This window comes from Paenarthrobacter sp. NEAU-H11, assembly GCF_050573415.1.
Lineage (GTDB): Bacteria > Actinomycetota > Actinomycetes > Actinomycetales > Micrococcaceae > Arthrobacter.
Genome location: NZ_JBNZGA010000003.1, coordinates 83,835 through 106,525 on the forward strand (window position 1 = coordinate 83,835; position 22,691 = coordinate 106,525).

The window sequence follows — 22,691 nt, forward strand, 5'->3', positions numbered from 1 at the left end:
CAAGAGGGAGAGCCAATGTACAGGCTGAAAAACAAGACCGCCATCGTCACAGGCGGGGCACAGGGGATCGGCGCTGCCACGGCCCTCCGGCTGGCCACGGAGGGCGCAACGGTTGCCATCCTGGACCTGAACGCCGAGCGGGCGGCGGCCACGGCCGCCGAAATCAGCTCAGACGCCGCCGTCGGGGCGGCCGGAGGTTCGGCAGTCAGCGCCGCCTGTGATGTCACGAGTGAGGACCAGGTTGCCGAGGTCTTCGGGCAGATCTTCGCCGACCACGGACGCATCGACATCCTGGTCAACAACGCCGGCATCACCCGGGACAACATGCTCTTCAAAATGGACCGTCCGGACTGGGATTCTGTCCTGGCCACCAACCTGACCAGCGCCTACCTTTGCGCCAAAGCAGCGCAGAAGTTCATGGTGCAGGCCCGGTACGGAAAGATTGTCAGCCTGAGCAGCCGCTCCGCGCTGGGCAACCGCGGGCAGGCTAACTATGCTGCCGCCAAGGCAGGGATCCAGGGACTCACCGCCACGCTGGCACTGGAACTGGGTCCGTTCAACATCAACGTCAACGCGGTGGCGCCGGGCTACATCGCCACCGCCATGACCGCTGCGACAGCTGGACGGGTCGGCAGCACGCCGGAGGAGCACCAGAAATCCGTGGCCGAACGCACCCCGTTGGGGCGGGTCGGGGAGCCGGAGGAAGTGGCCGCCGCGATTGCGTTCTTCGCCAGCGATGATTCCTCATATGTCTCCGGCCAGACGCTCTATATCAATGGAGGAGCACGTTGATGGCTGAAGCATTCCTGGTGGGCGGGGTGCGCACCCCGGTGGGGCGCTACGGCGGCTCACTGTCCGGGGTCCGTCCGGATGACCTGGCGGCGCTCGTTCTCGGCGAAGCTGTTCGGCGGGCAGGAATCGAGGCTGCCGACGTCGATGAGGTGATCCTGGGCAACACCAACCAGGCGGGAGAGGACAACCGCAATGTGGCGCGGATGGCATCCCTGCTCGCAGGCTTCCCGGACAGTGTCCCGGGGATGACCGTGAACCGGCTTTGCGCCTCCGGGCTCAGCGCCATCATCATCGCATCGCAGATGATCAAGTCAGGTGCGGCGGATATCGTAGTGGCCGGCGGAGTGGAATCCATGTCCCGGGCCCCCTGGGTGCTGGCAAAGCCCGAGAAGGCATTCGGACGCCCGGGAGAAATCGCCGATACCTCCATTGGTTCGCGCTTCCTGAATCCGAAGTTCCACGAACGCCCCAAATCCACCTTTTCGATGCCGGAGACGGCAGAGGAGCTGGCGCGCGTGGACGGTATTTCCCGCGAGGACGCGGATGCCTTCGCGCTCCGTTCACATCAACGGGCCCTTGCGGCTGTGGATGAAGGCCGTTTCCTGGCGGAGATCGTTCCGGTAGAGACTAAGCGGGGAGCTGTCAAGGAGGACGAGGGTCCCCGACGTGAAACGACCCTCGAAGCGCTGGCGGGCCTGCGCCCGGTGGTGCACCCCGGCGGCGTGGTGACCGCGGGAAACTCCAGTTCACTCAATGACGGCGCCTCCGCCGTCGTTGTTGCCAGTAAAAATGCCGTCGAGCGGCTGAACCTTCACGCGCGGGCACGAATCGTCGACGGCGCCTCCGCGGGCGTGCCGCCGGAGATCATGGGCATCGGCCCGGTGCCGGCCACACTCAAGGTGCTTGGGCGGGCCGGCTGGTCACTCGATGACGTGGGGGCGATCGAGCTCAACGAGGCCTTCGCGGTGCAGGCACTGGCCTGCATGCGCAGGCTGGGAATGAACGAGGAGATCGTGAACCGGGACGGCGGCGCAATCGCGCTCGGCCACCCCCTTGGATCCTCCGGTGCCCGGATCGCCGTTACGCTGCTGGGCAGGATGGAGCGTGAAGGTGCGGCCAGGGGCCTGGCCACCATGTGCGTGGGGCTCGGGCAAGGCACCGCGATGCTCCTCGAACGAGCCTGACCCCTTGTTTCCTTGCTGAAAACCGCTGAATAACGTCGGCGAGGGGTGACTTCACAGCGCCGCTCCCGCCGCGAATGCCCGCCTGATTATTGATGCCTTAAGCACATCAATCGGTGCTCAATTTGGTATTGGATTCGAATTGAACACTCTGCGAGAGTGATCTAGCTAACACAAAGGCGATCAACACAATGTGCAAGACCAACCACCAACCCGAACGACAATGAGGTCCGTTTTGAAGAAGCGAAGCGCAATGCATTTGAAAGTCTCTGCAGGGCTTGTGGGGATCTCGCTGGCACTGGTGGGCTGCGGCGCCGGTGGAGCGGCCCGTGCCAATGACGGATCCGACTACCCGAAGAAGCCGGTGCGGTTCCTGGTCCCTTTCGCCGCGGGTGGCCCCTCCTCCATGACAGCACTCGCCTACGCATCCTGCCTCGAACGCAGCCTGGGAAAGCCCGTCGTGGTTGAAAACAAGCCCGGCGGCAGCGGCGGCATAGCCATGCAGGAGTTGGCCGGCGCCAAGCCGGACGGCCACACGCTCGGGCTCGGCACCAACGGCCCGCTGGTCATGAACCCCATCGTGAACAAATTAGGCTACAGCCTGGCTGACTTCACCTCGGTCGGAGTCATGGCCGAGATGCCCACCATGCTCGTGGTCGGCGCCGACTCGCCGTTTGCCGATGCGAAGGAATTTTTCGCGGCGGCCAAGGCAAGTCCCGGGAAGCTCAGCGTCGCGGTTCCCGGGGCTACCACCTCCGCAGCGATCGAGCTGACGCGGTTGAAGTCCGACTACGGCATCGAGGTCACGGCGGTTCCGACCGCCGGCAACGCGGAAATGACCACGAATCTGCTCGGCGGCCATGTCGACGCACTGTTCATAACCGACCATTCCGACGTTGCAGCACGGATCGCGGACGGATCCTTCAAGCCGCTTGCCATCAGCAGCCCGGAACGCGCCGCCTGGTACTCCGAGGTTCCGACGCTGGCCGAAGTCGGCTTCAAGGATCTGGTCAACGCAGTTTCGGTGTTCGGCGTCGTCGGCCCGAAAGGCATGCCGGAGAACGTCGTCTCCAAGCTCGAAGGCGAACTCAAGACTTGCGCCGCTGATCCGGGCGTGGCCGAACAGGTCGGCGAACGGTTTGTGCCTGACGAATTCGCCGGTTCCAAGGAGCTGCACACCGCATTCACTGCCATGCAGGACCTCTACCAACCCCTCCTGGGGAAGTAAATCAGCAAAGGCATGGATATGACGAAACCCGCTCTTGGCCCCGCAGAGGTGGACGAAGCCCGTCCGGCGGCCGGACACCCCGACAGGCCCCGGCATCGGCTCCGCCGCCTGGTCCCCCTTCTCCTGGTCGCCGCCGGAGTATCGGCCGTGATCGGGTCCTGGCAGCTCTCGCTGGGAGAGCTGAACAGCCCCGGTCCCGGGCTCTGGCCCTTTATCGTCTCCGTCGCGGTGACCATCGCAGCGGTGGCCCTCGTGCTGTTCCCGGACGCGGCGGTTCCCGAGTCCTGGACCCGGCGGACGGCCGCTATTGCGGGCGGCGTGGGCAGCCTGTGCGTGTTCGTGGTGCTTTTTGAAGCCATAGGCTTCCTGGTTCCGGCGTTTCTGATGCTTCTGCTCTGGCTCCGGGTTTTCGGCCGCGAGCCGTGGCGCTGGACCGTCCCTTTGGCCCTCGGAGGTGCCGTTGTGCTGCACGTGGTTTTCGCAGGCCTGCTTGGGGTGCCGTTTCCCGACGACATCGTAGTCACCAGCCTCTCCCCGATGATCGGATTCTGATATGGACGCCCTGAACAACCTGGGCCAGGGCTTCTCTGTAGCCTTTGACCCGATGAACCTGCTGTTCGTATTCGTCGGTGTGGTCATCGGAACTGCCATCGGCGTCCTGCCGGGGCTGGGCCCGACCGCCACCATCGCGCTCCTGCTGCCGATCACCTACACGATGGATCCGGTCGGCGCGGTGATCATGCTGGCCGGTATCTACTACGGCTCGATGTATGGCGGCACGATCACCTCGGTACTCCTGCGTCTTCCCGGCGAGGCCGCATCAGTGGTCACCACCTTTGATGGTTATCAGATGACCAAGCAGGGCAGGGCCGGAACGGCTCTCGGCATTTCCGCGGTCGGTTCCTTCATCGGCGGCACGGTAGCCATCATCGGCCTTACCTTCCTGGCTCCGTTGCTTGCCAAGGTGGCCGTCGCGGTGGGCCCGGCGGGCTACGTCGCCATCATGATCCTGGGCCTGTTCCTGGTGACCTCCCTCGGCAGCGGTTCAACGGTCAAGAGCCTGTTCATGGCAGGAATCGGCCTCCTGCTCTCCACCGTGGGCCAGGACCCGGTTACCGGAACCGCACGCTTCACGTTCGGCCAGACGTCGCTGCTGGGCGGGTTGGATTTCGTCGCTATCGCCATGGGGCTTTTCGGTGTGGGAGAACTGCTCCATAGCCTCGAGCGGAGCGAAAAGGGCCAGGCCGTCACCGCCAAAATCAAGAACATCTGGCCCTCGCGGAAGGATTTCCGTGACTCCTCCGGTGCGATAGCCCGGGGCTCGGTGCTGGGCTTCTTCATCGGCGTCCTGCCCGGCGGCGGCGGCGTCATCTCATCGCTGGCATCCTATGCCATGGAGAAGCGCCGCGCGAAGGATCCCAGCCGGTTCGGAAAGGGTGCCATCGAAGGCGTCGCCGGTCCTGAGACAGCGAATAACGCCTCATCAACGTCGGCCTTCATTCCGCTGCTCGTCCTGGGCATCCCGTCCAACGTTGTCCTGGCCATGATCTACGGAGCGCTCCTGCTGCACGGGATCACACCGGGGCCGCAGCTGATCAACGAGCATCCCAACGTTTTCTGGGGCGTCGTCGCGTCAATGTACATCGGCAACCTGATGCTCATCATCCTCAATATCCCGCTGGTTGGAGTCTTCATCCAGATGCTCCGGGTACGGACGGGGATCCTTTCGACCTTCGCACTGCTGGTGGTCATGGTCGGCGTGTTCTCCATCAACAACAACCCGTTCGACATGTGGGTGGTGCTCGCGTTCGGGGTTCTCGGCTGGATCATGATCAAGGCTCACTTTGACCCAGGCCCCCTGGTGCTGGCTTTCATCCTGGGCCCGATCCTGGAGAAATCCTTCCGCCAGACGATGCTGATCTCCGAAGGAAGCTTCGGTATTTTCGCCTCGGACCCGGTGTCCGCGACCATCTTCATCCTGATCGGGCTGTTCATCGTCTACGGCTTCATCAGCCGCAGACGGCGGCAGCGCAGGACGCGCCGCGCAGCCGCTGCAGGCCCGGAAGAGAGCAATACGCTCGTCCACGCCTCGGCCAGGCGCGAGGGGACTCCGGATTCCGGCACCGAAGAATGATTCCGCGCCGCCGCGTCCATCCGCGAGCGCCGTCGGTTGCGAGTCAACCGAAAGACAATTCGACAGAAAGACAAGGGAGCACCTTGAAGAACGTCTTGCGCCTTCAAACGACCGCCGGGCTTGCCTTGGCATCGCTGGCATCCCTGACCGTAGCAGCGTGCGGTGTGGCCGGTTCCGCCGGCCCCGGGAATGCCGGATCCGACTATCCCGCGAAGCCGGTCACCATCCTTATGCCCTATGCCGCCGGCGGCCCCTCGGATCTTACCGCCCGTTCGGTTGCCGCCTGTTTGGGGAACAGCCTCGGCGAGGCCTTCGTCGTCGAAAACAAACCCGGCGGCAGCGGAGCCGTCGCAATGCAGGAGCTGGTGGGTTCTAAACCCGACGGCCAGACGCTGGCGCTCGGTACCACCGGCACGCTGGTCATGGCCCCTATGATCAACTCGCTGAGCTACAGTCTTGCGGACGTTGAACCCATAGGTGTCATGGCCGACAATCCGACCCTGATCGTTGTGGGAACAAACTCCCCCTACAAGGACGCAGCAGAGCTCTTCGAAGCGGCCAGGGCGGATCCTGGAGCAATCTCGATGGGTGTTCCTGGTGCTACGAGTCCCGCGGCCATTGAACTGCAGCGGCTGAAGAACGACTACGGGGTTGAGATCACCGCCGTGCCGGCCTCGGGTAACGCGGAGATGACCACCAATCTGCTGGGCGGGCATGTGGATGCACTTTTCATCAACGACCATCCTGATGTCCAGGCACGGATTACCGAGGGGTCTTTCCTTCCCGTTGCCGCCACCACGCCTGAACGGCTCGGCTGGCTCCCCGACGTACCGACGCTGGCCGAATCGGGGTTCCCGGACCTGGTGAATGCCACGTCAATCTACGGCCTGTTCGGTCCCCAGGGCATGCCGGACGCTGTTGTGTCCACCCTCGAACGCGAACTCGAAACCTGCCTTAGTGACCCCAAGGTCGTTGAGCAGATCGGAAAGAACTTTGTGCCGAAGGAATTCATTGGTGCCGAGGAGCTGGGCGCCAACTTTGCCCGGATCAAGGCACTCTACGAACCGATCCTCGGCCGGTGAGCCGGGTAACAATCGTCGTCCTAGTCAACGGGAGATTTTCATGGTGAGGGAACTGAATGGCCTGGCGGAGCTTGTGCCGCTGATTGGCTCAGAACTTGGTGTGAGCGGCTGGCACAGTGTCCAACAGGACCGGATTCAGGACTTTGCCGATGCCACCGGCGACCAGCAGTGGATCCACGTCGATCCGGAGAGGGCGGCCGGCGGCCCGTTTGGGCGTCCGGTTGCCCACGGCTACCTGACCCTGTCGATGATCCCGTTCTTGGCACAAGAGGTGTACCGGGTCAATGGATTGAAGATGATCGTGAACTACGGGCTGAACAAGGTCCGGTTTCCGAGCCCGGTCCCGGTGGGTTCCCGGGTCCGGAGCCGCCTCACCCTCGTCTCCGTCACGCCGGCGGCCCAGGGCAGCCAGGTGGTGATCCGCCATGAGATTCAACTCGAGGGCGGGGCCCGGCCGGCCTGCGTGGCTGAAACAGTCTCCTTGATGGTCGGCTGAGGGGCCTCGGCAGGCCGGTGGACAAGAGAACATCCCTCAGCGAGGCCGTGGCGGAGCACATCCGGGACGGCCAGCTTGTGGCCATCGAGGGATTCGGGCACCTGGTTCCGGTGGCGGCTGCCCACGAAATAATCCGGCAGGGATTCCGTGACCTGACGCTGGCCCGGATGACCGGCGACGTGCTGATTGACCAACTGCTGGCGGCCGGTTGCCTGAAGGGGGTCATCGGCTCCTTTGTCGGAAACAGTTCGGCAGGCTCGCTCCACGAGCTGCGCCGGCGGGTGGAGAACTCGGACCCCGTTCCCTTGGACCTTGAGGAATACAGCCACGGCGGCATGGTTTGCCGGTACCTTGCGGGTGCCTCGAAGCTTCCGTTTTATCCCATCAACTCCTACCGGGGCAGCGATCTCGTGGCACTGAACGGAAAGATCCGGTCCGTCAAGGACCCGTACGGCGGGGAGGAAATCCACGTGGTCCCGGCGCTGAATCCCGACGTGACGATCATTCACGCGCAGCGGGCCGACCTGGCCGGCAACATCCAGGCGTGGGGCATTCTTGGCGTGCAGGCCGAAGCTGCCTTCGCCGCTAGGAGGGTCATTGTCACGGTTGAAGAAATTGTCGACGACGCCGTCATCCGCTCCGATCCGAACCGCACCATCGTTCCATCCCACGTAGTCGACGCAGTGGTCCACTGTCCGCGCGGAGCGCATCCTCATTCGGTCCAGGGCTACTATGACCGCGACGACGGGTTCAGCCGCCGCTGGTCCGAGCTCGCCCGCGATCCGCGGCGGCTTCGCGACTGGCTGCAGGAAAACATCCACGGCACCCGGGACCATGCCGAGTATATTGCCCGTCTCGGCCCGGACTACTGGGACCGCCTGCAGGTCGAGGCGGCATTCTCCGTTCCGGTCAACTACGGAGGCCGCAAATGAGCATCACGGAACGATCGGAAAAATCATCGACACGCGTATCCTGCCGCCAAACGGAACCTGCACAGCCGGAAGTGACCAGCAGCGAGCTTCTCACCACCCTGTCCGCCCGTGCGCTGGAAGGAAAGCATGTGGTGTTCGCCGGACACGGACTTCCCACCCTGGCAGTGTCCTTGGCGCAGCGGACGGTTTCTCCCGGCGTCGAAATAATCTATGAGTCAGGCGTGACCGGGGCGCAGCCGGCCGACCTGCCGCGCAGTATTTCGGATTCGGTCCTCGTCACCGGCGCGGCGGGGGTCCTGCCCATGGCGCAGCTGTTCAACTTCGTGCTGCAGGGACAGCGCGTGGACGTCGGATTCCTCGGTGCCGCCCAGGTGGACAGATACGGCAGCCTGAACTCCAGCCTGATCGGAAAGGACTGGGCGGCACCGGCCAGTAAGCTCCCAGGCTCCGGGGGCGCCATCGAGGCGATGGCCGGGGCCGGCGAAATCTTCGTCGTGATGCGCCGGCACAATCCCCGGTCCCTCGTGGCGGACCTCGATTTCTGCACCACGCCCGGACCGCGTCGGGCGGCGGCGGCCCGCGGCGGCGTGATGCCCGCGGGCCTGGGCGTGACCACCGTCATTACGGATCTGGGCATCATGACACGCCGGGGCATCGACGAAGAGCTTGTCCTTACCGCTGTACATCCCGGCGTCGAGGTGGACGACGTCAGGGCAGCCACAGGGTGGGACCTGGAGGTCTCGAAGAACCTGGTCACCACGGTGCCGCCGACCGGCCGGGAACTGGCACTGCTGCGGGACGTGTTGGATCCGGAGCGGGTATACCTGCGATGAGTCCGGGTCCGGTATCCCCTCCGGATCGACAGGAATCACCGGCCTGGCCACTCCCCCACGCTGGCAGTGTGACGCTCTGCCATCAGATTGCCGGCGCCGTGTTCCTGATGCCCTGATCGATTCGGCCGACCTTTTTGGTCAATGAGGGGCGTTGCCGGGGCAGGAAGCTCGCCAGTACCGCAGCAGTAAGGGCTGCTGCCGCGGCAATCCAGAAGACGTGTTCGAAGGCTCGGAAGGATGGGTGCTCTGTTCCGTCAAGCGTCAGTGTGGTTGAGGCCAGCAGCACGGCCACGGCGGCGCTGCCGATGGTGGTTCCGATGACGCGCAGCACGGTGTTCAGCCCATTGGCAGCGGCAGTGACGGTTACGGGGACAGATCCCATGATGAGGATGGGCATCGCTGCATAGGCGATGGCGTTGCCGATGCCTATGACAACAGCTCCCAGCATCACCATCCAGACTTCTTCGGTCAGGAAGAGGCGGCCAACGTAGCCGGCGGCAGAAACGAGGGAGCCCATAATGAGGGCGGTTTTGGCGCCGTAACGGCGGCTGCTGAGGGCGGATACGGGAGTGAAGAGCACCATTGCCAAGCCGATGGGAACCATGCAAAGGCCGGCAGCCATCACGCTCAGGCCGAAGCCGTATCCAGCCGCGCCAGGCATCTGCAACTGCTGGGTGGTGGAGAGCAGGTTGGAGTACATGGAGTAGCCCACGAGGACCGCCACCAGGTTCGTGATCAGCACGGGTCTCCGGGCCGATGTCCGCAGGTCCAGCATTGGTTGACTGATCTTCAGTTCGAGCGGGACCCACAGGGCCAGGGCAGCGACCGCGGTTAGTGCCGTTATCAGCGTTGGTGCACTGGTCCAGCCCCAGGTACCGCCCTTGGACAAGGCAAGAAGTGCGGCGGTCAGGGCCGTCGAGAGCAGGATGGCCCCTCCGTAGTCGAACGTGCCCGGCGTGCGGACCCGGGATTCCGGCATGACCAGCGGCAATAGCGCGACCAGGACGATTCCGACCGCAGCGGCGCTCCAAAAAATTGACTGCCAGCCGAGGAACTCATACAGCACACCGGCCAGCGGAAGGCCCAGCGCGCTCCCGAAACCCAAGGTGGCGCTGATCATCGCGACGGCTGGACCCAGCTTCATGGCGGGGATCTCTTCGCGCAGGACGCTGATGCCCACGGGCACGAGGGCTGCGGCGGATCCCTGGAGCGCGCGGCCGGCGATCATGGCCGGAAAACCCAGATTCAACGCCACCAGTGCTGAGCCGATGGTCATCATGACCAGGCAGACGAGCATGATCCGGCGTTTGCCGAACATGTCTGCCAGACGGCTCAGCACCGGGGTGGCCACTGCACTTGCGAGCAGTGTGGCGGTGAGGACCCAGGAGGCGTCCTCAACGGAGATCCCGAGCAAGCGCGGCAGGTCGGGCAGCAGGGGAACCACCGTAGCCTGCTGAAGCGTGACGGTCGTTCCGCACAGGCACAGCACCGGTACAAGGAGCCTGCCGGCAGCCCTGGGCTTCGATGCTCTGCCTTTCCCGCGTAGAGGCATTCCCTTGGCGATCAGCGGGCGGTGGGGCTGTGTTGCTTGTCGGCATGCTGGGCTGCCGGCGCCCCCTCACCCGGTCCTGAAGAGGCGGCGGGGAGTACTGCTGGGTCACCGCCGTCGGACGTGGCCTGCGGAGCTTGCTCCTCCGCCACCGGCACGTGAGGGGAGGCCTTGGCTCCGGCAAAGCGGCGCCGGAAGCCGCTGACGGCCTTGATGGCAATGACGGCGAGAATAAGGCTGAAAATGATTGCGGCGGCCGGGTCGGTGACAAAGATGTCGAGGCTGCCGCCGGAAATCAGCATGGACTGTCGGAAGGATTTTTCCAGGATAGGTCCGAGGACGAAGGCCAGGACCAGCGGGCCGGCGTCGAAACCTGTCTTGGACATGATCCACCCGAGGACGCCGAAGGCCAGCACAACCCACATGTCGAAGGAACTGTTGTTGATCGAGTAAACGCCGATCAACACGATCAGCAGCGAAAAAGCGACGAGGATGCCTTGGCGCACGCGCAGCATCTGGATGAAGATGCCCACGAGCGGAATGTTGAGGATGAGCAGCATCAGGTTGCCGATGTACATCGAAGCGATAACGCCCCAGAAGAGTCCGGAGTGATCGGTCATAAGCCGCGGACCCGGGGTGATGCCGTGCATCAGCAGGGCGCCGAAGATCATTGCCAGCACCACGTTGGAGGGAATGCCAAGCACCAGCAGCGGAATAAACGCCGTGGTCGAGGACGCGTTGTTCGCCGTTTCCGGTCCTGCGACACCTTCGATGGCACCCTTTCCGAACCGGCTGGGATCCTTCGCCCGGCGCTTCTCCAGCGCGTAGGAGGCCAGGGAGGAGATGACTCCGCCGCCGCCGGGAAGGATGCCGATGAAGAACCCGAGGACCGATCCTCGGCCGATGGCACCGGCAGAGTCCTTCATGTCCTTCCGCGAAGGCCAGATGTTTTTGATCTTGGCCTTGATGGCCTGGGCTTTTTCGGTCTGTTCGAGGGATCGCAGCAGTTCAGCGACGCCGAACAGGCCCATTGCCACGGCCACGAAGTCCAGGCCGCCCAGCAGCGGCGCCTGGCCGAATGTGAAACGCGCCGACCCGTTGACGGGATCCTGTCCGACCGTGGACAGGAGCAGGCCGACGGCGGCCATGCATACGCTTTTGATGGTGGATCCGGTGCCCAGGGACGTGACCAGGAACAGGCCCATGACCATGAGGGCAACAAAGCCGGCCGGACCCATCGACAGGGCGATCTTGCCCAGCGCGGGCGCCATGAACGTCAGGCCGATGACGGCCACGGTGCCGCCGATGAAAGAACCTATGGCGGAGATGCCCAGGGCCGCGCCGGCACGGCCCTGCTTGGTCATCTGGTAGCCGTCGAAGGTGGTCACCACCGAGGCTGCCTCGCCCGGCAGGCGCAGCAGCACGGAAGTGATGGTGCCCCCGTACATCGATCCGTAGTAGATGCCGGCCAGCATGATGATCGAAGCGGTCGGATCCATGGTGTAGGTGATGGGCAGCAGCAGCGCAATTGTCGCCGTGGGGCCCAGGCCGGGCAGGACGCCGATGGCGGTTCCCACCACCACGCCGATCAGGACGAACAGCAGGTTCACCGGGTCTAAGGCCACAGAGAAGCCTTCACCGAGGTTGCTCAGGATATCCATGTGAGGGTCCGTTCTAGACGAAGGCGTCAAGCGCCAGGTCGGCGGGGAAGGGTACGCCGAGGAGCCGGTCGAAGATGACATAAAGCACTGCCGGGCCAGCCGCGGCGAAGACAGCCGTCCAGCGCCACGACTCCCGGCCGAACACCCGAAGCCACAACAGGAGCATCAGCACGGCCGGGATGAAGAAGCCCACCAGTTCGAAGAGCACTATGAACGCGGCAAGGCTCGCGATGCCGGCCATTACCGACACGCTCCGGCGGCCCCAAGCCTCCAGCGGCTCATGTCCCGGCCACACGATCAGTGCCGCGGCGCTGAAGACGATGGCCAGCGAGATGGCGAACGGCCAGAGGCCAGGGGCAGGATTGTGCAGGGTGCCCAGCTTCAACTGCCATGACCCGGCCGCAGCCCCAAGGCCCAGTGCGAGCAGGACGAGCGGAGCGATTCTGCGCTGCCAGCGCAGGGCGCCGGTGCGGGGCCTTTCCGGTTCCCGGATTTCGGCGGCCGCTTCCACGGGAGTAGAAACCATGGGTTCACCCTTCTTCGTGCCGGCCGTCATTGGCCGGCGGTTGAGTCGTTGTTAGTTACTTCGCCAGGAGGGGCTCGTAGCGGGTGCGCATGTCGGCAAAAACCTGCTGGGTCGCTTCCGCATTTGAGAAGCTGTTCGGCACGAACCGGTCGCCGATCTGGCCGATGACTTCGGTGTCCTTGCTGCAGGTTTCGACGCCGCTTTCGAGTTTCTCCGAAACCTGCTGCGGCAGGCCCTTGGGGGCGAAGAGCCCGTAGACCGAGGTGGTCTTGACGTCGAAGCCGGCCTCCTTGGCCGTGGGAGCGTCGGGGAAGGCCTCCGAGCGTGCTTCACCGGCAGCAGCGAGCGGGACGAGGGCGCCGTCTTTCACCTGGGCCTCAACGTCGAGGTAGTCGTTGACGAATCCGGCGTCGATGTGGCTGCCCAGCAGGTTGGTGATGAGTTCGGCGCTGCCGGAGGTGGGAACCAGGGCGAACTCGATGCCGCTCTCCTTCTGCAGGCGCTTGAGTTCAGTGGCCAGCGAGCTGGTGGCGCCGGGAACACCGATGGAGATCTTCCCGGGGTTGGCCTTGGCGGCGTCGAACAACTCCTGCAGGCTCTTGTACGGGGAGTCCTTTGGCACGGCGAAAAGGGTGGGGATGGCTGCCATGGTGCCCAGGGCCTGGAAATCGTCCTGGGAGTAGGCCAGGTCGTTGCTCATCGGATTCAGGACCATAGGCCCGTTGGTGCTGAGCCCTACGGTGTAGCCGTCGGGTTTGGCGCCGGCCAACTTTTGCATGGCCACTGCACCTGCTCCGCTGTCAAGGTTCTCCACCACGAAGGTGCCGCCCAGCAGCTTCCCGAGGCAGGCACCGTAGGCACGCGCCGTTGTATCCGAAGGCCCTCCGGCGGCATAGGGCATGACGAACGTAATGGACTTGGTCGGGTAGCTTTCGGATGATGCCTTGGAGGCACCGGAGCAGCCCGTGACGGAAAGCGAAAGGCCGGCGACAGTGACGGCAGCGAAGAACACGCGAGTCTTGTTCAAGGTAACCTCTGGTGGTTTCGGTCTGAAGTTGAGAGTGCACTCCGCAAGGAGTGCCCTCTCAGTAATACAGGATTGTGACCGGCGGCACAACCGCCTCCGGTGAAATAAATCATTCGTTGGGTGCTGCTGATTCGAGCCGGGAGACGCTCAGCGCCGCCCGGGGTTTCATGAAGGCGTCCCACAGCGGCCCGGTTGAGATCCACCGCAGCGGATCCATCAGGGCCAGGCTGCGCGGGACGAATACCTTGCGCCGCCGCGCGGCGATCGCGCCGACGAGAAGGTCGGCGCAGGTCTCCGTGCTGGACACCACGTTGAACGGCCACGGAAGGGAGCGGCTCTCTCCGGCCCGGCTTCCCGCCCCGGAAATCATGCCGGTGCTCACCCATGCCGGATGCGCGACGCCCACGTCAACGCCCTTATGGGCCAGTTCCAGCCGCAGCGCCCCGCCGAAGGCCTCCACGCCCGCCTTGGAGGCGGCATACGCGTTGGCCCGCGGAACATTCTTCAACGCGGCGGCCGAACTCATGAGCAGGTAGTAGCCCCGGTTTGCGGTGATCTCCTCCAAGGTGGCCTTGACGGTCCTGATCACACCGCCAAGATTGACGTCGACGATCCGCAGCAGGTCCTCGGTGCTGGAAACGGCCACCGTGGAGGCACTGCCGATCCCGGCGCAGGCAAAGACGATGTCCAGCCGGCCGAAGTGCTCAACTGTCCGCCGGGCTGCGGCCTGCAAGGACATTTGGTCCGTCACATCCGCTGCCGTGGCCAGATGGCCCTCTCCCAGAGTGGAGACCAGCTGGTCCAGGGCTGGCTGGTCGCGGTCGACGAGGGATACGTGTGCTCCCGCGGCGGCCAGGCGCCGGGCCGTGGCCGCGGCGATACCGCCGGCACCGCCGGTAACCAGTACCACCTTGCCCCGCAGCCTGTCCGGCCCCCGCAATCGGTCCGCCCCGCTCCCGCCCGCCTCCGGAGGATTCAAGGATTGGAATCTCATCCCATGTACGACCCTCCGTTGACGTCAACCGTGACGCCCGTGACGAAGCCGTTTTCAACGGCGGCCAGGTACTGGACGGCCTGGGCAACGTCATCGGCGCTGCCCAGCCGGCCCACCGGGATGCGGCTGAGATAGTTCCGGTTGACTTCGTCGGAGACGCCGGCGGCCATGCCGGCGTCGATCCGCCCCGGGGCGATGGCGTTGACGGTGATACCGAACGGTGCGAGTTCCCGCGCGAAGGAACGGGTCAGGCCCAACAGGCCCGTCTTGGTCGCGGCATAGTGGACGCCGCCCAGCCTGCCGCCGTCGCGTCCTGCCAGGGAGGACATGTTGACGATCCTGCCGAATCCAGTGTTCTTCATGTGCGGTACCAGGGCCTGGATACCTAGGAACGGGCCTGTGAGGTTCACCGCCAGGACACTCATCCACTCATCCAAGGGGACTTCATCACCCGGGATCTTTTGTCCGTCCCGCTTCGGGGAGATGCCGGCGTTGTTGACCAGCACCGCAGGGGTTTCCGGGCTGGCCTCCACCGCCTCTGCGATCCGTTGCCAGTCGCCGGGCTCAGTGACGTCACACTGCATTGCCTGCAGGGATCCGCCCTGCGGATCCAGGTCCGCCCGGAGGCCGGCCAGTGCGGAGTCTGATGCATCCACGGCGATCACCCGGTCCCCGCTGGCCAGGAATGACTCCACGATGCCGCGGCCGATGCCCCCGGCCGCGCCGGTGACGACGACTGTTCGGTGGTGCTGCTGGTTGTTACTCATGCTTTGTCCGTTCCTCGTTGAACGGGAGGCGGCCTTCTTCTCGGCAGTCTCCCCGTGGGGCCGTTAGCGCACTCCGGCCAGGGCTTCTTCCCTGGCTTGGTCCGTGGATCCGGCCAGATAGGGTTCAGGGTCAAAGGGCGCGTTGACTTGGCGGAAGGTATAGGCCGGTTCCGGCCACAGTGTGGTCAGCCGCCCGTTGCGGTGGTCAACGTACCAGCTGCTGCAGCCGCCGTCGAGCCACACAGTGCCCTGCGCCAGCTGGTCCACACGGTCCATGAAGGCATCCTCCGCTTCCCTGCTCACCTCCAGCGCCGGCACAGCGGCCTGGTCGCGGAAGTTCACCGCGCCCATGATGTAGTCGATCTGGGCCTCGGCGATGTAGACGGCGGAGTTGTGGCCCAGCCCGGTGTTGGGCCCGTTGATGATCCACAGGTTCGGGAACCCATGCACGGCCGTGGTGGCGTAGGCCTGCATGCCGTTGGCCCAGCGTTCACTGAGCGGCTGGCCGTCGCGGCCGTAGATGCGGTAGGCAATGGGCAGGTCTGTCGCTTCAAAACCCGTGCAGGCGATGATGACATCCAGTTCGCGGCTGCCTCCGTCCCCGCCGATAACACGGCTGCCCTCCACACGCGTGACGCCGCCGGTTTCCAGGTGGACGTGCTCCTGTGTGAACGTCGGGTAGTAATCGCTGGATTTCAGGACCCTCTTGCAGCCGAACGTGTAGTCCGGGGTTAGCTTCCGGCGCAGTTCCGGATCCTCAATCTGCCGGTGGAGATGGTCCAGGGCGACCTGCGCTGCAGCGGAGACCAGCGTCGGGGTGCCCCGGCGCTGGGCGTAGCGCTCCTCATTGGACCAGAACATCTCCTCCCGCAGTTCCTGCATCACCTCGGGCATCTTGCGGAAAAGACCCTTTTCCTCCTCGGTGTAGGCCCGGTCCGGTCGCGGCGTCACGTACGGGGCCGAGCGCTGGAACACAACGACCTCCCCGGCGATCTTTGCCACCTCGGGCAAGACCTGGATGGCCGTGGCTCCCGAGCCGACGATGCCCACCCGCTTGCCCGCCAGGTCAATCCCGTCATTCCACTGCGCTGAGTGGAACACTTCGCCGGAGAAGTCGCTCAGTCCCTCGATGTCGGGCATCTTCGGCTCGGACAGATGCCCGACGGCGGTCACCAGGGTTTTGGCTGCAAACTCACCTTTGGGGGTGCTGACTTTCCACAGCGCTTCCGCCTCATCCCAGCGGGCGTCGGTCAGTTCGGCGCCGAACACGATCCGTTCAAGGAGGTTCTCTTCCCGGGCGACGCTGCGCAGGTAACCGAGGATTTCCTCCTGGGGGGCGAACATCCGGGACCATTCAGGGTTGGGGCGGAAGGAAAACGAGTACAGCAGCGACGGCACATCGCAGGCCGCGCCGGGATAGTGGTTGTCGCGCCAGGTTCCGCCCACGTCTTCCGCCCGTTCGAGAATGATGAATGAGCGTTCGCCCTCGCGGGCCAGTTTTGCGCCCATGCCAAGGCCGCCAAAGCCTGTGCCGACGATGATGACGTCGACCGGCGAACCGGACGCCGGATAACCCATAGGGGTACTTTCCACTGTTCCTCCAATGTGTGTGTTGTTGCGTGCTGGTCCCGACGGGCTAGACAAAGAGTGCTTCCCGGATCCGGCCCGCAGGAGAAGCGGCGGGGTCCGTCACAAATTCGTTGATGAGCTGGAACAGCTGGGCCGGGCGCTCCTGCGGGACGGCGTGACCACTGTCGATGACCGCGTAGCGGGCGTTCGGAAGGCCTCCGAAAAGGAGCTGGGTCTGCCGGGCGGGCACCATCTGGTCGTGGGCGCCGGCAATGACCAGGGACGGAGCGGTGATCGCTGCAAGCCTGCCGCTCAAATCGGCAACGGCGTTGAGCCGCATCTGACCGGCAATCCCCTCCGGGAAGGTCCGGGCATCAATCAGGGCCTGGATGTCAGCGTCGCCCCGGCCGGCAAGGAAAGGGTGTCCATAGGCTGTCCAGGTGACGAACTCGCGCAGGAGGTCCTGATCCGACTCGAAGAGCCGCTTCCAGATCCGGTTGCGAAGCCGCTGCTGGGCGTCGGCCCTGACCCAACCGGCCACCAGGGTCAGGCTTGACACGCTTTCGGGGCGGGAAGCGGCGAGGTCGGCCGCCACCAGTGCGCCCAGTGAGTAGCCGACCACATGGACCGGCTGAGCAGGAGCGCGGTGGTCGATGACGGCCGCAACCTGCCCTGACAATCCGTCGAGGGTCGGTTCCCCGGCAGGGCTCTGCAGGTCAACGGCCAGGACACGGTACCGGGCGGCAAGCATGGGAAAGAGGGTGCGGAAATGAGTCTTGGCGCTTCCGCCCGTTCCGTGGACCAGGACCACGGTGTCCCGGGAGTCTTCCGGTGCAAGCGTGTCATGGAAAGGAACCGAAAGGCCCCCGACGTGGACGGCACCCTCGTTTGCATCTGGATGAATCTTCAATTCCAATCCCTTCGAATTTGACTGGCCGGTACTGATAACGATGAGGGAATCCGATCGGGTGCAGGCAGCGCGGCATTGACACGATATTGAAAGTGCACTCCGTGCGGATTACACTCTCATAAAAGCATAAGAGTGATACGAAGCACAATCATTGGAAGGGAAACAATGAAGATTACCGGCGCGGTCCTGGAGACCGTCGGCTCCCCACGTCCATACGCCCGGTCCCGCCCGCTTTCCGTTGCGGAGCTTGACCTCGCCGGGCCGGGACCGCAGGAAGTCCTGATACGGATGGAGGCTGCGGGTATCTGCCACTCGGACCTCTCCGTGGTCAACGGCGACCGCCCCCGTCCGCTGCCCATGCTGCTCGGCCACGAGGCCGCCGGTACGGTCGTCGCTGTCGGCGCGGATGTCGATGACCTTGAACCGGGCCAGCGGGTGGTCACGGTTTTCCTGCCGCGCTGCGAGGAGTGCCCCAACTGCCGCACCGGGGGCAAGCTGCCGTGCAGCGTCGGTACAGAATCAAACGGGGCCGGAACGCTGCCAGGGGGGTCCACCCGACTGACGCGTGCCGGCCAGCCTGTCCGTCACCACCTCGGAGTCTCCGGCTTCGCGACCCATGCCGTGCTCAGCCGCCGCTCGGTTGTCCCGGTCGGAAGCGACGTGCCGCCGTCGGTCGCTGCACTTCTTGGGTGTGCGGTGCTGACTGGAGGCGGGGCCGTCATCAACGCGGGGAATCCCCAGGAGGGGCAGGACATCATGATCGTCGGCCTCGGAGGAGTCGGCATGGCAGCTCTGCTGACCGCCGTCGCAATCTCCTCAGCGTGGGCCGAACCCGCCCGGATCATCGGCGTCGATGCGAACCCGGACAAACTGATCACAGCGCGGGAACTGGGGGCAACAGAAACGTACTCGCCTGCCGAGGCCGCGGACCTGGGCATCCGGGCCCACATCGTCATCGAGGCGGCCGGCCACCCCCGTGCCTTCGAAACCGCGGTGCAGGCCACGGCGCCCGGCGGCACCACGGTGACTGCCGGACTGCCGGCTGCGGGAGTGCTGTCATCCATTGAACCGTTGGGGATCACAGCCGAGGCCCGCACCATCGTCGGTTCCTACCTGGGCTCCGCAGTACCCGCCCGCGACATCCCGGTCTACGCCCAGATGTGGCGCGAAGGAAGGCTGCCGGTCGAAAAACTGGCTTCGTCGGTGATCACCCTGGACAACATCAACGAGGCGATGGATGAACTCGCCGATGGAAATGCCATCCGCCAGATCGTGATGTTCAATTGAGAGTTATCGGCACCAGAACTGAACCCCGGCAGCTGCGAACGGCCGCCCGGTACCCCACCGCTGATAGGAACGTTAATAAAGGATGAAGACGATGACTTCGGAGGCCTCCGCAAGTGGTGCTCCCGTCGGGCTGCGCGAGAAGGCCCGGATCGAGCGTTACCAGAACATCCGCGCTGCAGCAGAACAGCTCTTCAACGAGCGGGGCTACGAGCACACCACCACCAAGGAAGTGGCCGAGCTTGCCGGGGTCGGGGAGGCCACCCTTTTCCGTTACGTCAGTAACAAGCACGAACTGCTGCTACTGGTTATCGGCGAGCGCATGGATACGACGCTCCAGGCCATCGAAGACGCGGACAAGGAACTGGCCGCCAATACTTCCACCGCGCGGGACTATGTGGAGCGGATCTACGCCATCTTCCGTGCACGCGCCCGGTTCTACGCAACCGACCCGGAGAACGTCACGAGCTACCTGCACCACGGCTTCAAGGCCGGAAGCCAGCTTGGGGCCCAGAGCATCTCCCAGGGCGACAGGGTTATCGCCCTGATCGCCGCCATCCTCGACGACGCCAGGAAAGCCGGATACCTCAGCGCCGACGTCGACTCACTGATCGTTGCGCAGAACTGCAACGGAACCTATATCCATGAGATCCTTCGCACCCCGGCGCGCGGATTCCGCCCGGAGGATCTCTGGGAGAAACTCCGCGAGCGCCTGCGCGTGCAGATCGAACCGCTTTTCCGGTTTTGAAAGATCCAGCGCCTGCCAGCAGGGCGTCCATCTGGGCCGAGAAGCAGGAGTCGCTTGACTGAGGTCGTCCAGTCCGTTGTCCACCCCTAGAAAAGGCGTCCAGGGCTCGTGGTCCCGCAGGATGTGCTCCTAGCTTCCCTGTTACTGCGGGCTTTGTGGTCACAACCGCCGCCTACGCGATCCCTGATGGCGGAAAGCGGCCTGGTCAGGCCCTCTGCAAATGCTGTTCGGTTACCGCGTTGACGTAACCGGCATCACTATCCTATTCTTGATGAAACGATTCAAGGGAAAGGGCTTTCCGAAGCCCGGCACCTTCAAGGTCCCCGTCGACCATCCGGAACACAACAGTTCCGGTTCCTTGCCAATGACGACGAAGGAATTCACCAGAATGAGCAGCACCCCCGGGGAAACCCGTCCTATCCCGGAAGCCGGCGCTGGCCAGCGGGACCCGAAGAAGGCGGCGATGAGCGGCTGGATCGGAAGCGCACTCGAATACTACGACTTCGCACTGTACTCGCTGGCAGCGACGCTCATCTTCCCCGCCATCTTCTTCCCCACCGAAAACCCGACCGTGGGGATCATCGCCTCGCTCGCCACCTACGCGGTGGGCTACGTCTCCCGCCCGGTAGGCGCCGTCGTACTGGGAGCATACGGTGACCGGCACGGCCGCAAGCAGGTGCTCGTCTTCGCCATGCTGCTGATGGGCTTCGCCACCTTCGCCGTCGGACTATTGCCCACGTACGGACAGGTGGGCATCCTGGCGCCAATAATGCTGGTGATCCTCCGCCTCATCCAGGGCTTCGCCGTCGCAGGAGAACTGGGCGGCGCCAGCGCGATGATCGTGGAGCACTCCCCCGACGCCAGGCGCGGCTTCTTCGCAAGCTTCAGCCTGCAGGGCACCCAGGTGGGCTCCATCCTGGCCACCGCCGTCCTGCTTCCCCTTGCAGCCATCCTGCCCGCCGACCAGTTCCAGGCCTGGGGCTGGCGCATCCCGTTCCTGCTCAGCGCCTTTGTGATCCTGGCGGGCTACATCATCCGCCGCCGGGTGCAGGAGCCGCCGGCGTATGCTGCGCAGTCCGAGGCCGGCAAGGCCAAGCAGCGGTTCCCCCTCGTTGACCTGGTCCGCGGCTACCCGTGGGTCCTGGTCCGCTGCATCCTGATGACCTTCACCAACGTGATCGGCATGGCAACGCTCATCTTCGGTGTCTCCTACGCCACGCAGAAGGGCTACGGCAACGGCTTCTCCAGCAGCGACTTCCTGTGGGTCACCCTCGTGGCCAACATCGCCGCCGTCGTCACCATTCCGCTGTTCGGCGCGCTCTCGGACAGGATCGGCCGGCGGATGCTGATGGTGGCCGGCGGCGTGGGCGGTGGCGTGCTGGCCGGCGGATACCTGTGGGCCATCGAGCAGGGAAGCCTGGCACTGGTCTTCGTCTGCATCGTGATCGTCCAGGGCATCTTCTTCCAGATGTGGAACGCCACCTTTGCCACGTTCTTCCAGGAGCAGTTCCCCATGCGGATCCGCGTCACAGGGTTCGCCGTGTCGCAGAACGTGGGCCTCATGATCGCATCGTTCTTCCCAAGCATCTTCACCGCCGTCGCTCCCCCGGGGTCCGCCAACGTCCCCCTGGTCATCGGGCTGACCACGCTGGGTATCTGCGCCGTCGCAGCGCTCGCTACCCTCCTGTCCCCCGACACCAAGGGCAAGTCGCTCGGCGACCTCGAGACCCGCAAGGACGAAATTGAGGCGCCAGAGCCCGCTCTTGCCCGTGAAAGCGTGGCGGCGGGGTAACGGATGCGGCCGCGGGACGGGCTACCGCAAGTGGCACCCAAGGCCAAGCGGTCGACGGCGGGACTCCCCGCCGTCGACCGCTTTCGTTAAGAACGTCCTCGACGTCTTCAGGAGGAAACACTGCGGCTTACAGGGAAATTTGCCCAGCAGTCCGTCACACTAAGGAAGGCTATGGATTCTGGGGGATGCCGTCGTTGACTGCCGCCGCCCGGTCACCTGGGGCCGCATCATCATTCTCCGGAAGGCATCAACCATGACCCAGCAACACCCCGACGCGAACTCGGCCCCGCAGGAAAATTACGGCCCGCCTGTGCCCCCTCCTTACAACGGCGCCCAAGCTCCAACCCCGCCGCCCTTCCCCGGCCCGCAGTACTCTGCGCAGCCGCCTATGCCGCAGCCGCCGCAGTACTCAGGCCAGCCGCCCATGCCCCAGCCGCCGCAATACTCAGGCCAGCCGCCCATGCCGCAGCCGGGTTACGGTTACCCGCAGTCCAAGTCGAAGATCGCGGCAGGCTTGTTGGGCATATTCCTGGGTGGCCTGGGTATCCACCGCTTTTACCTTGGATATACAAAGATCGGCATCATCCAGCTCGTGCTCGCGATCGTCCTGAGTGTGCTGGGCTTGGGATTCCTCGCCTTGTGGGGCCTTATCGAGGGCATCATGATCCTCGCGGGCGCCGTCTACTTCCAGCGGGACGCCCACGGCGTTCCGCTCCGCAACTAGGCCGAAGGAGACTGCACTTTGACTGAGATCATTCACGACAAGTATGAACAGCTCGAGCAAATCAGGGCCGGGCTCCTGCAGGGAGAAATCGTCTACGCCGTTTACGACTGCATCGGGGTCGGTACCGGCTTCGTGGGCATCACCAACATGCGCGTAATCCTCCAGGACAAGAGCTTCGTCGGAAACAAACTTGCCGTCGTGTCCGTGCCCTATAAGAACATCCGCTCCGTCTCGATGCTGTCCAACAAGTCGATGATGGGCAGGTTCGCGTCAACCTCCAGCATCGGAATCGACACGGGTGGCAGCATCAAGGAAGCGGACTTCCGCGGCGATGACAAAGCCAAGCACGCACATGACTTGATTCTCTGGAACATGCTGAACACGAAATAGCAGTCAGCACGTAGAAGGGCGATCGGATGCTTCGGCCGCCCTTCTACGGCGAGGGAAGTGCCCGGATACCGG

22 protein-coding genes are annotated in these 22,691 nt (G+C 64.4%); 14 read left to right on the forward strand and 8 right to left on the reverse strand.

Annotated elements, in window-relative coordinates:
* Positions 1-15 precede the first annotated feature (15 nt).
* From fabG to ACQ3DC_RS05145, 9 genes are all read left to right on the forward strand, one after another.
* On the forward strand, positions 16-792 hold the full coding sequence (gene fabG, locus ACQ3DC_RS05105; RefSeq protein ID WP_430751724.1) for a 3-oxoacyl-ACP reductase FabG: 777 nt from the start codon (positions 16-18) through the stop codon (positions 790-792).
* Positions 792-1,976, forward strand: a complete 1,185-nt coding sequence (locus ACQ3DC_RS05110; protein WP_430751725.1) for a thiolase family protein — start codon at positions 792-794, stop codon at positions 1,974-1,976. The genes fabG and ACQ3DC_RS05110 overlap by 1 nt, the downstream gene beginning before the upstream one ends.
* Before the next feature lie 250 nt (positions 1,977-2,226).
* Positions 2,227-3,201 (forward strand): tripartite tricarboxylate transporter substrate binding protein, encoded by a 975-nt coding sequence (locus ACQ3DC_RS05115; protein ID WP_430751726.1) that lies wholly within the window; start codon positions 2,227-2,229, stop codon positions 3,199-3,201.
* Positions 3,202-3,219: 18 nt separating this feature from the next.
* On the forward strand, positions 3,220-3,753 hold the full coding sequence (locus ACQ3DC_RS05120; RefSeq protein WP_430751727.1) for a tripartite tricarboxylate transporter TctB family protein: 534 nt from the start codon (positions 3,220-3,222) through the stop codon (positions 3,751-3,753).
* Position 3,754: 1 nt separating this feature from the next.
* A complete protein-coding gene (locus ACQ3DC_RS05125) occupies positions 3,755-5,335 on the forward strand; it encodes a tripartite tricarboxylate transporter permease (RefSeq protein ID WP_430751728.1) in 1,581 nt (526 codons plus the stop codon).
* 83 nt (positions 5,336-5,418) lie between these two features.
* Positions 5,419-6,417: a tripartite tricarboxylate transporter substrate binding protein gene (locus ACQ3DC_RS05130; RefSeq protein ID WP_197432462.1), complete on the forward strand. Its 999-nt coding sequence runs from the start codon at positions 5,419-5,421 to the stop codon at positions 6,415-6,417.
* Between the two features lie 40 nt (positions 6,418-6,457).
* Positions 6,458-6,913 (forward strand): MaoC family dehydratase, encoded by a 456-nt coding sequence (locus tag ACQ3DC_RS05135; protein ID WP_157240801.1) that lies wholly within the window; start codon positions 6,458-6,460, stop codon positions 6,911-6,913.
* 17 nt (positions 6,914-6,930) lie between these two features.
* Positions 6,931-7,845, forward strand: coding sequence for a CoA transferase subunit A (locus tag ACQ3DC_RS05140; protein WP_430751729.1), 915 nt, complete (start codon positions 6,931-6,933; stop codon positions 7,843-7,845).
* 71 nt (positions 7,846-7,916) lie between these two features.
* The gene (locus ACQ3DC_RS05145; RefSeq protein WP_370460568.1) at positions 7,917-8,678 is read left to right on the forward strand and encodes a CoA-transferase subunit beta; all 762 of its coding nucleotides are present in this window, start codon (positions 7,917-7,919) and stop codon (positions 8,676-8,678) included.
* A gap of 82 nt (positions 8,679-8,760) precedes the next feature.
* Here the strand turns inward: ACQ3DC_RS05145 and ACQ3DC_RS05150 are convergent, their stop codons facing one another.
* The 8 genes from ACQ3DC_RS05150 to ACQ3DC_RS05185 all read right to left on the reverse strand — a co-directional run bounded on the left by ACQ3DC_RS05150 (position 8,761) and on the right by ACQ3DC_RS05185 (position 17,681).
* On the reverse strand, positions 8,761-10,230 hold the full coding sequence (locus tag ACQ3DC_RS05150; RefSeq protein ID WP_430751730.1) for an MFS transporter: 1,470 nt from the start codon (positions 10,228-10,230) through the stop codon (positions 8,761-8,763).
* Positions 10,231-10,241: 11 nt separating this feature from the next.
* Positions 10,242-11,888: a tripartite tricarboxylate transporter permease gene (locus ACQ3DC_RS05155; RefSeq protein WP_323057437.1), complete on the reverse strand. Its 1,647-nt coding sequence runs from the start codon at positions 11,886-11,888 to the stop codon at positions 10,242-10,244.
* 13 nt (positions 11,889-11,901) lie between these two features.
* Positions 11,902-12,414 (reverse strand): tripartite tricarboxylate transporter TctB family protein, encoded by a 513-nt coding sequence (locus ACQ3DC_RS05160; RefSeq protein ID WP_197432461.1) that lies wholly within the window; start codon positions 12,412-12,414, stop codon positions 11,902-11,904.
* 55 nt (positions 12,415-12,469) lie between these two features.
* Entirely contained in the window at positions 12,470-13,441 is a 972-nt protein-coding gene (locus tag ACQ3DC_RS05165) for a tripartite tricarboxylate transporter substrate binding protein (RefSeq protein ID WP_157240789.1), read from the reverse strand.
* A 109-nt stretch (positions 13,442-13,550) separates the two neighbouring features.
* Positions 13,551-14,420 (reverse strand): SDR family NAD(P)-dependent oxidoreductase, encoded by an 870-nt coding sequence (locus ACQ3DC_RS05170; RefSeq protein ID WP_197432460.1) that lies wholly within the window; start codon positions 14,418-14,420, stop codon positions 13,551-13,553.
* 11 nt (positions 14,421-14,431) lie between these two features.
* Positions 14,432-15,202 carry an SDR family oxidoreductase gene (locus ACQ3DC_RS05175; RefSeq protein ID WP_157240784.1) on the reverse strand — a complete coding sequence of 257 codons (771 nt, stop codon included), beginning with the start codon at positions 15,200-15,202 and terminating at the stop codon, positions 14,432-14,434.
* Between the two features lie 63 nt (positions 15,203-15,265).
* Positions 15,266-16,795 (reverse strand): flavin-containing monooxygenase, encoded by a 1,530-nt coding sequence (locus tag ACQ3DC_RS05180; protein WP_430751731.1) that lies wholly within the window; start codon positions 16,793-16,795, stop codon positions 15,266-15,268.
* 43 nt (positions 16,796-16,838) lie between these two features.
* Positions 16,839-17,681, reverse strand: a complete 843-nt coding sequence (locus tag ACQ3DC_RS05185) for an alpha/beta fold hydrolase (RefSeq protein ID WP_197432459.1) — start codon at positions 17,679-17,681, stop codon at positions 16,839-16,841.
* A 165-nt stretch (positions 17,682-17,846) separates the two neighbouring features.
* On the opposite strand from ACQ3DC_RS05185, the gene ACQ3DC_RS05190 reads away from it, so the two are divergent.
* From ACQ3DC_RS05190 to ACQ3DC_RS05210, 5 genes are all read left to right on the forward strand, one after another.
* Positions 17,847-18,968, forward strand: coding sequence for an alcohol dehydrogenase catalytic domain-containing protein (locus ACQ3DC_RS05190; RefSeq protein ID WP_321214538.1), 1,122 nt, complete (start codon positions 17,847-17,849; stop codon positions 18,966-18,968).
* A 91-nt stretch (positions 18,969-19,059) separates the two neighbouring features.
* Positions 19,060-19,713, forward strand: a complete 654-nt coding sequence (locus ACQ3DC_RS05195; RefSeq protein ID WP_197432458.1) for a TetR/AcrR family transcriptional regulator — start codon at positions 19,060-19,062, stop codon at positions 19,711-19,713.
* A gap of 364 nt (positions 19,714-20,077) precedes the next feature.
* Entirely contained in the window at positions 20,078-21,505 is a 1,428-nt protein-coding gene (locus tag ACQ3DC_RS05200; RefSeq protein ID WP_430751820.1) for an MFS transporter, read from the forward strand.
* A gap of 253 nt (positions 21,506-21,758) precedes the next feature.
* Positions 21,759-22,229, forward strand: a complete 471-nt coding sequence (locus ACQ3DC_RS05205; protein ID WP_430751732.1) for a TM2 domain-containing protein — start codon at positions 21,759-21,761, stop codon at positions 22,227-22,229.
* A gap of 18 nt (positions 22,230-22,247) precedes the next feature.
* The gene (locus ACQ3DC_RS05210) at positions 22,248-22,619 is read left to right on the forward strand and encodes a PH domain-containing protein (protein WP_104999181.1); all 372 of its coding nucleotides are present in this window, start codon (positions 22,248-22,250) and stop codon (positions 22,617-22,619) included.
* Positions 22,620-22,691 lie beyond the last annotated feature (72 nt).

Coding starts and splice junctions, on each gene's coding strand:
- fabG (WP_430751724.1), top strand. CDS start 16: ATGTACAGGCTGAAAAACAAGACCGCCATCGTCACAGGCGGGGCACAG.
- ACQ3DC_RS05110 (WP_430751725.1), top strand. CDS start 792: ATGGCTGAAGCATTCCTGGTGGGCGGGGTGCGCACCCCGGTGGGGCGC.
- ACQ3DC_RS05115 (WP_430751726.1), top strand. CDS start 2,227: ATGCATTTGAAAGTCTCTGCAGGGCTTGTGGGGATCTCGCTGGCACTG.
- ACQ3DC_RS05120 (WP_430751727.1), top strand. CDS start 3,220: ATGACGAAACCCGCTCTTGGCCCCGCAGAGGTGGACGAAGCCCGTCCG.
- ACQ3DC_RS05125 (WP_430751728.1), top strand. CDS start 3,755: ATGGACGCCCTGAACAACCTGGGCCAGGGCTTCTCTGTAGCCTTTGAC.
- ACQ3DC_RS05135 (WP_157240801.1), top strand. CDS start 6,458: ATGGTGAGGGAACTGAATGGCCTGGCGGAGCTTGTGCCGCTGATTGGC.
- ACQ3DC_RS05150 (WP_430751730.1), bottom strand. CDS start 10,230: ATGCCTCTACGCGGGAAAGGCAGAGCATCGAAGCCCAGGGCTGCCGGC.
- ACQ3DC_RS05155 (WP_323057437.1), bottom strand. CDS start 11,888: ATGGATATCCTGAGCAACCTCGGTGAAGGCTTCTCTGTGGCCTTAGAC.
- ACQ3DC_RS05160 (WP_197432461.1), bottom strand. CDS start 12,414: ATGGTTTCTACTCCCGTGGAAGCGGCCGCCGAAATCCGGGAACCGGAA.
- ACQ3DC_RS05175 (WP_157240784.1), bottom strand. CDS start 15,202: ATGAGTAACAACCAGCAGCACCACCGAACAGTCGTCGTCACCGGCGCG.
- ACQ3DC_RS05190 (WP_321214538.1), top strand. CDS start 17,847: ATGAAGATTACCGGCGCGGTCCTGGAGACCGTCGGCTCCCCACGTCCA.
- ACQ3DC_RS05195 (WP_197432458.1), top strand. CDS start 19,060: ATGACTTCGGAGGCCTCCGCAAGTGGTGCTCCCGTCGGGCTGCGCGAG.
- ACQ3DC_RS05200 (WP_430751820.1), top strand. CDS start 20,078: ATGACGACGAAGGAATTCACCAGAATGAGCAGCACCCCCGGGGAAACC.
- ACQ3DC_RS05205 (WP_430751732.1), top strand. CDS start 21,759: ATGACCCAGCAACACCCCGACGCGAACTCGGCCCCGCAGGAAAATTAC.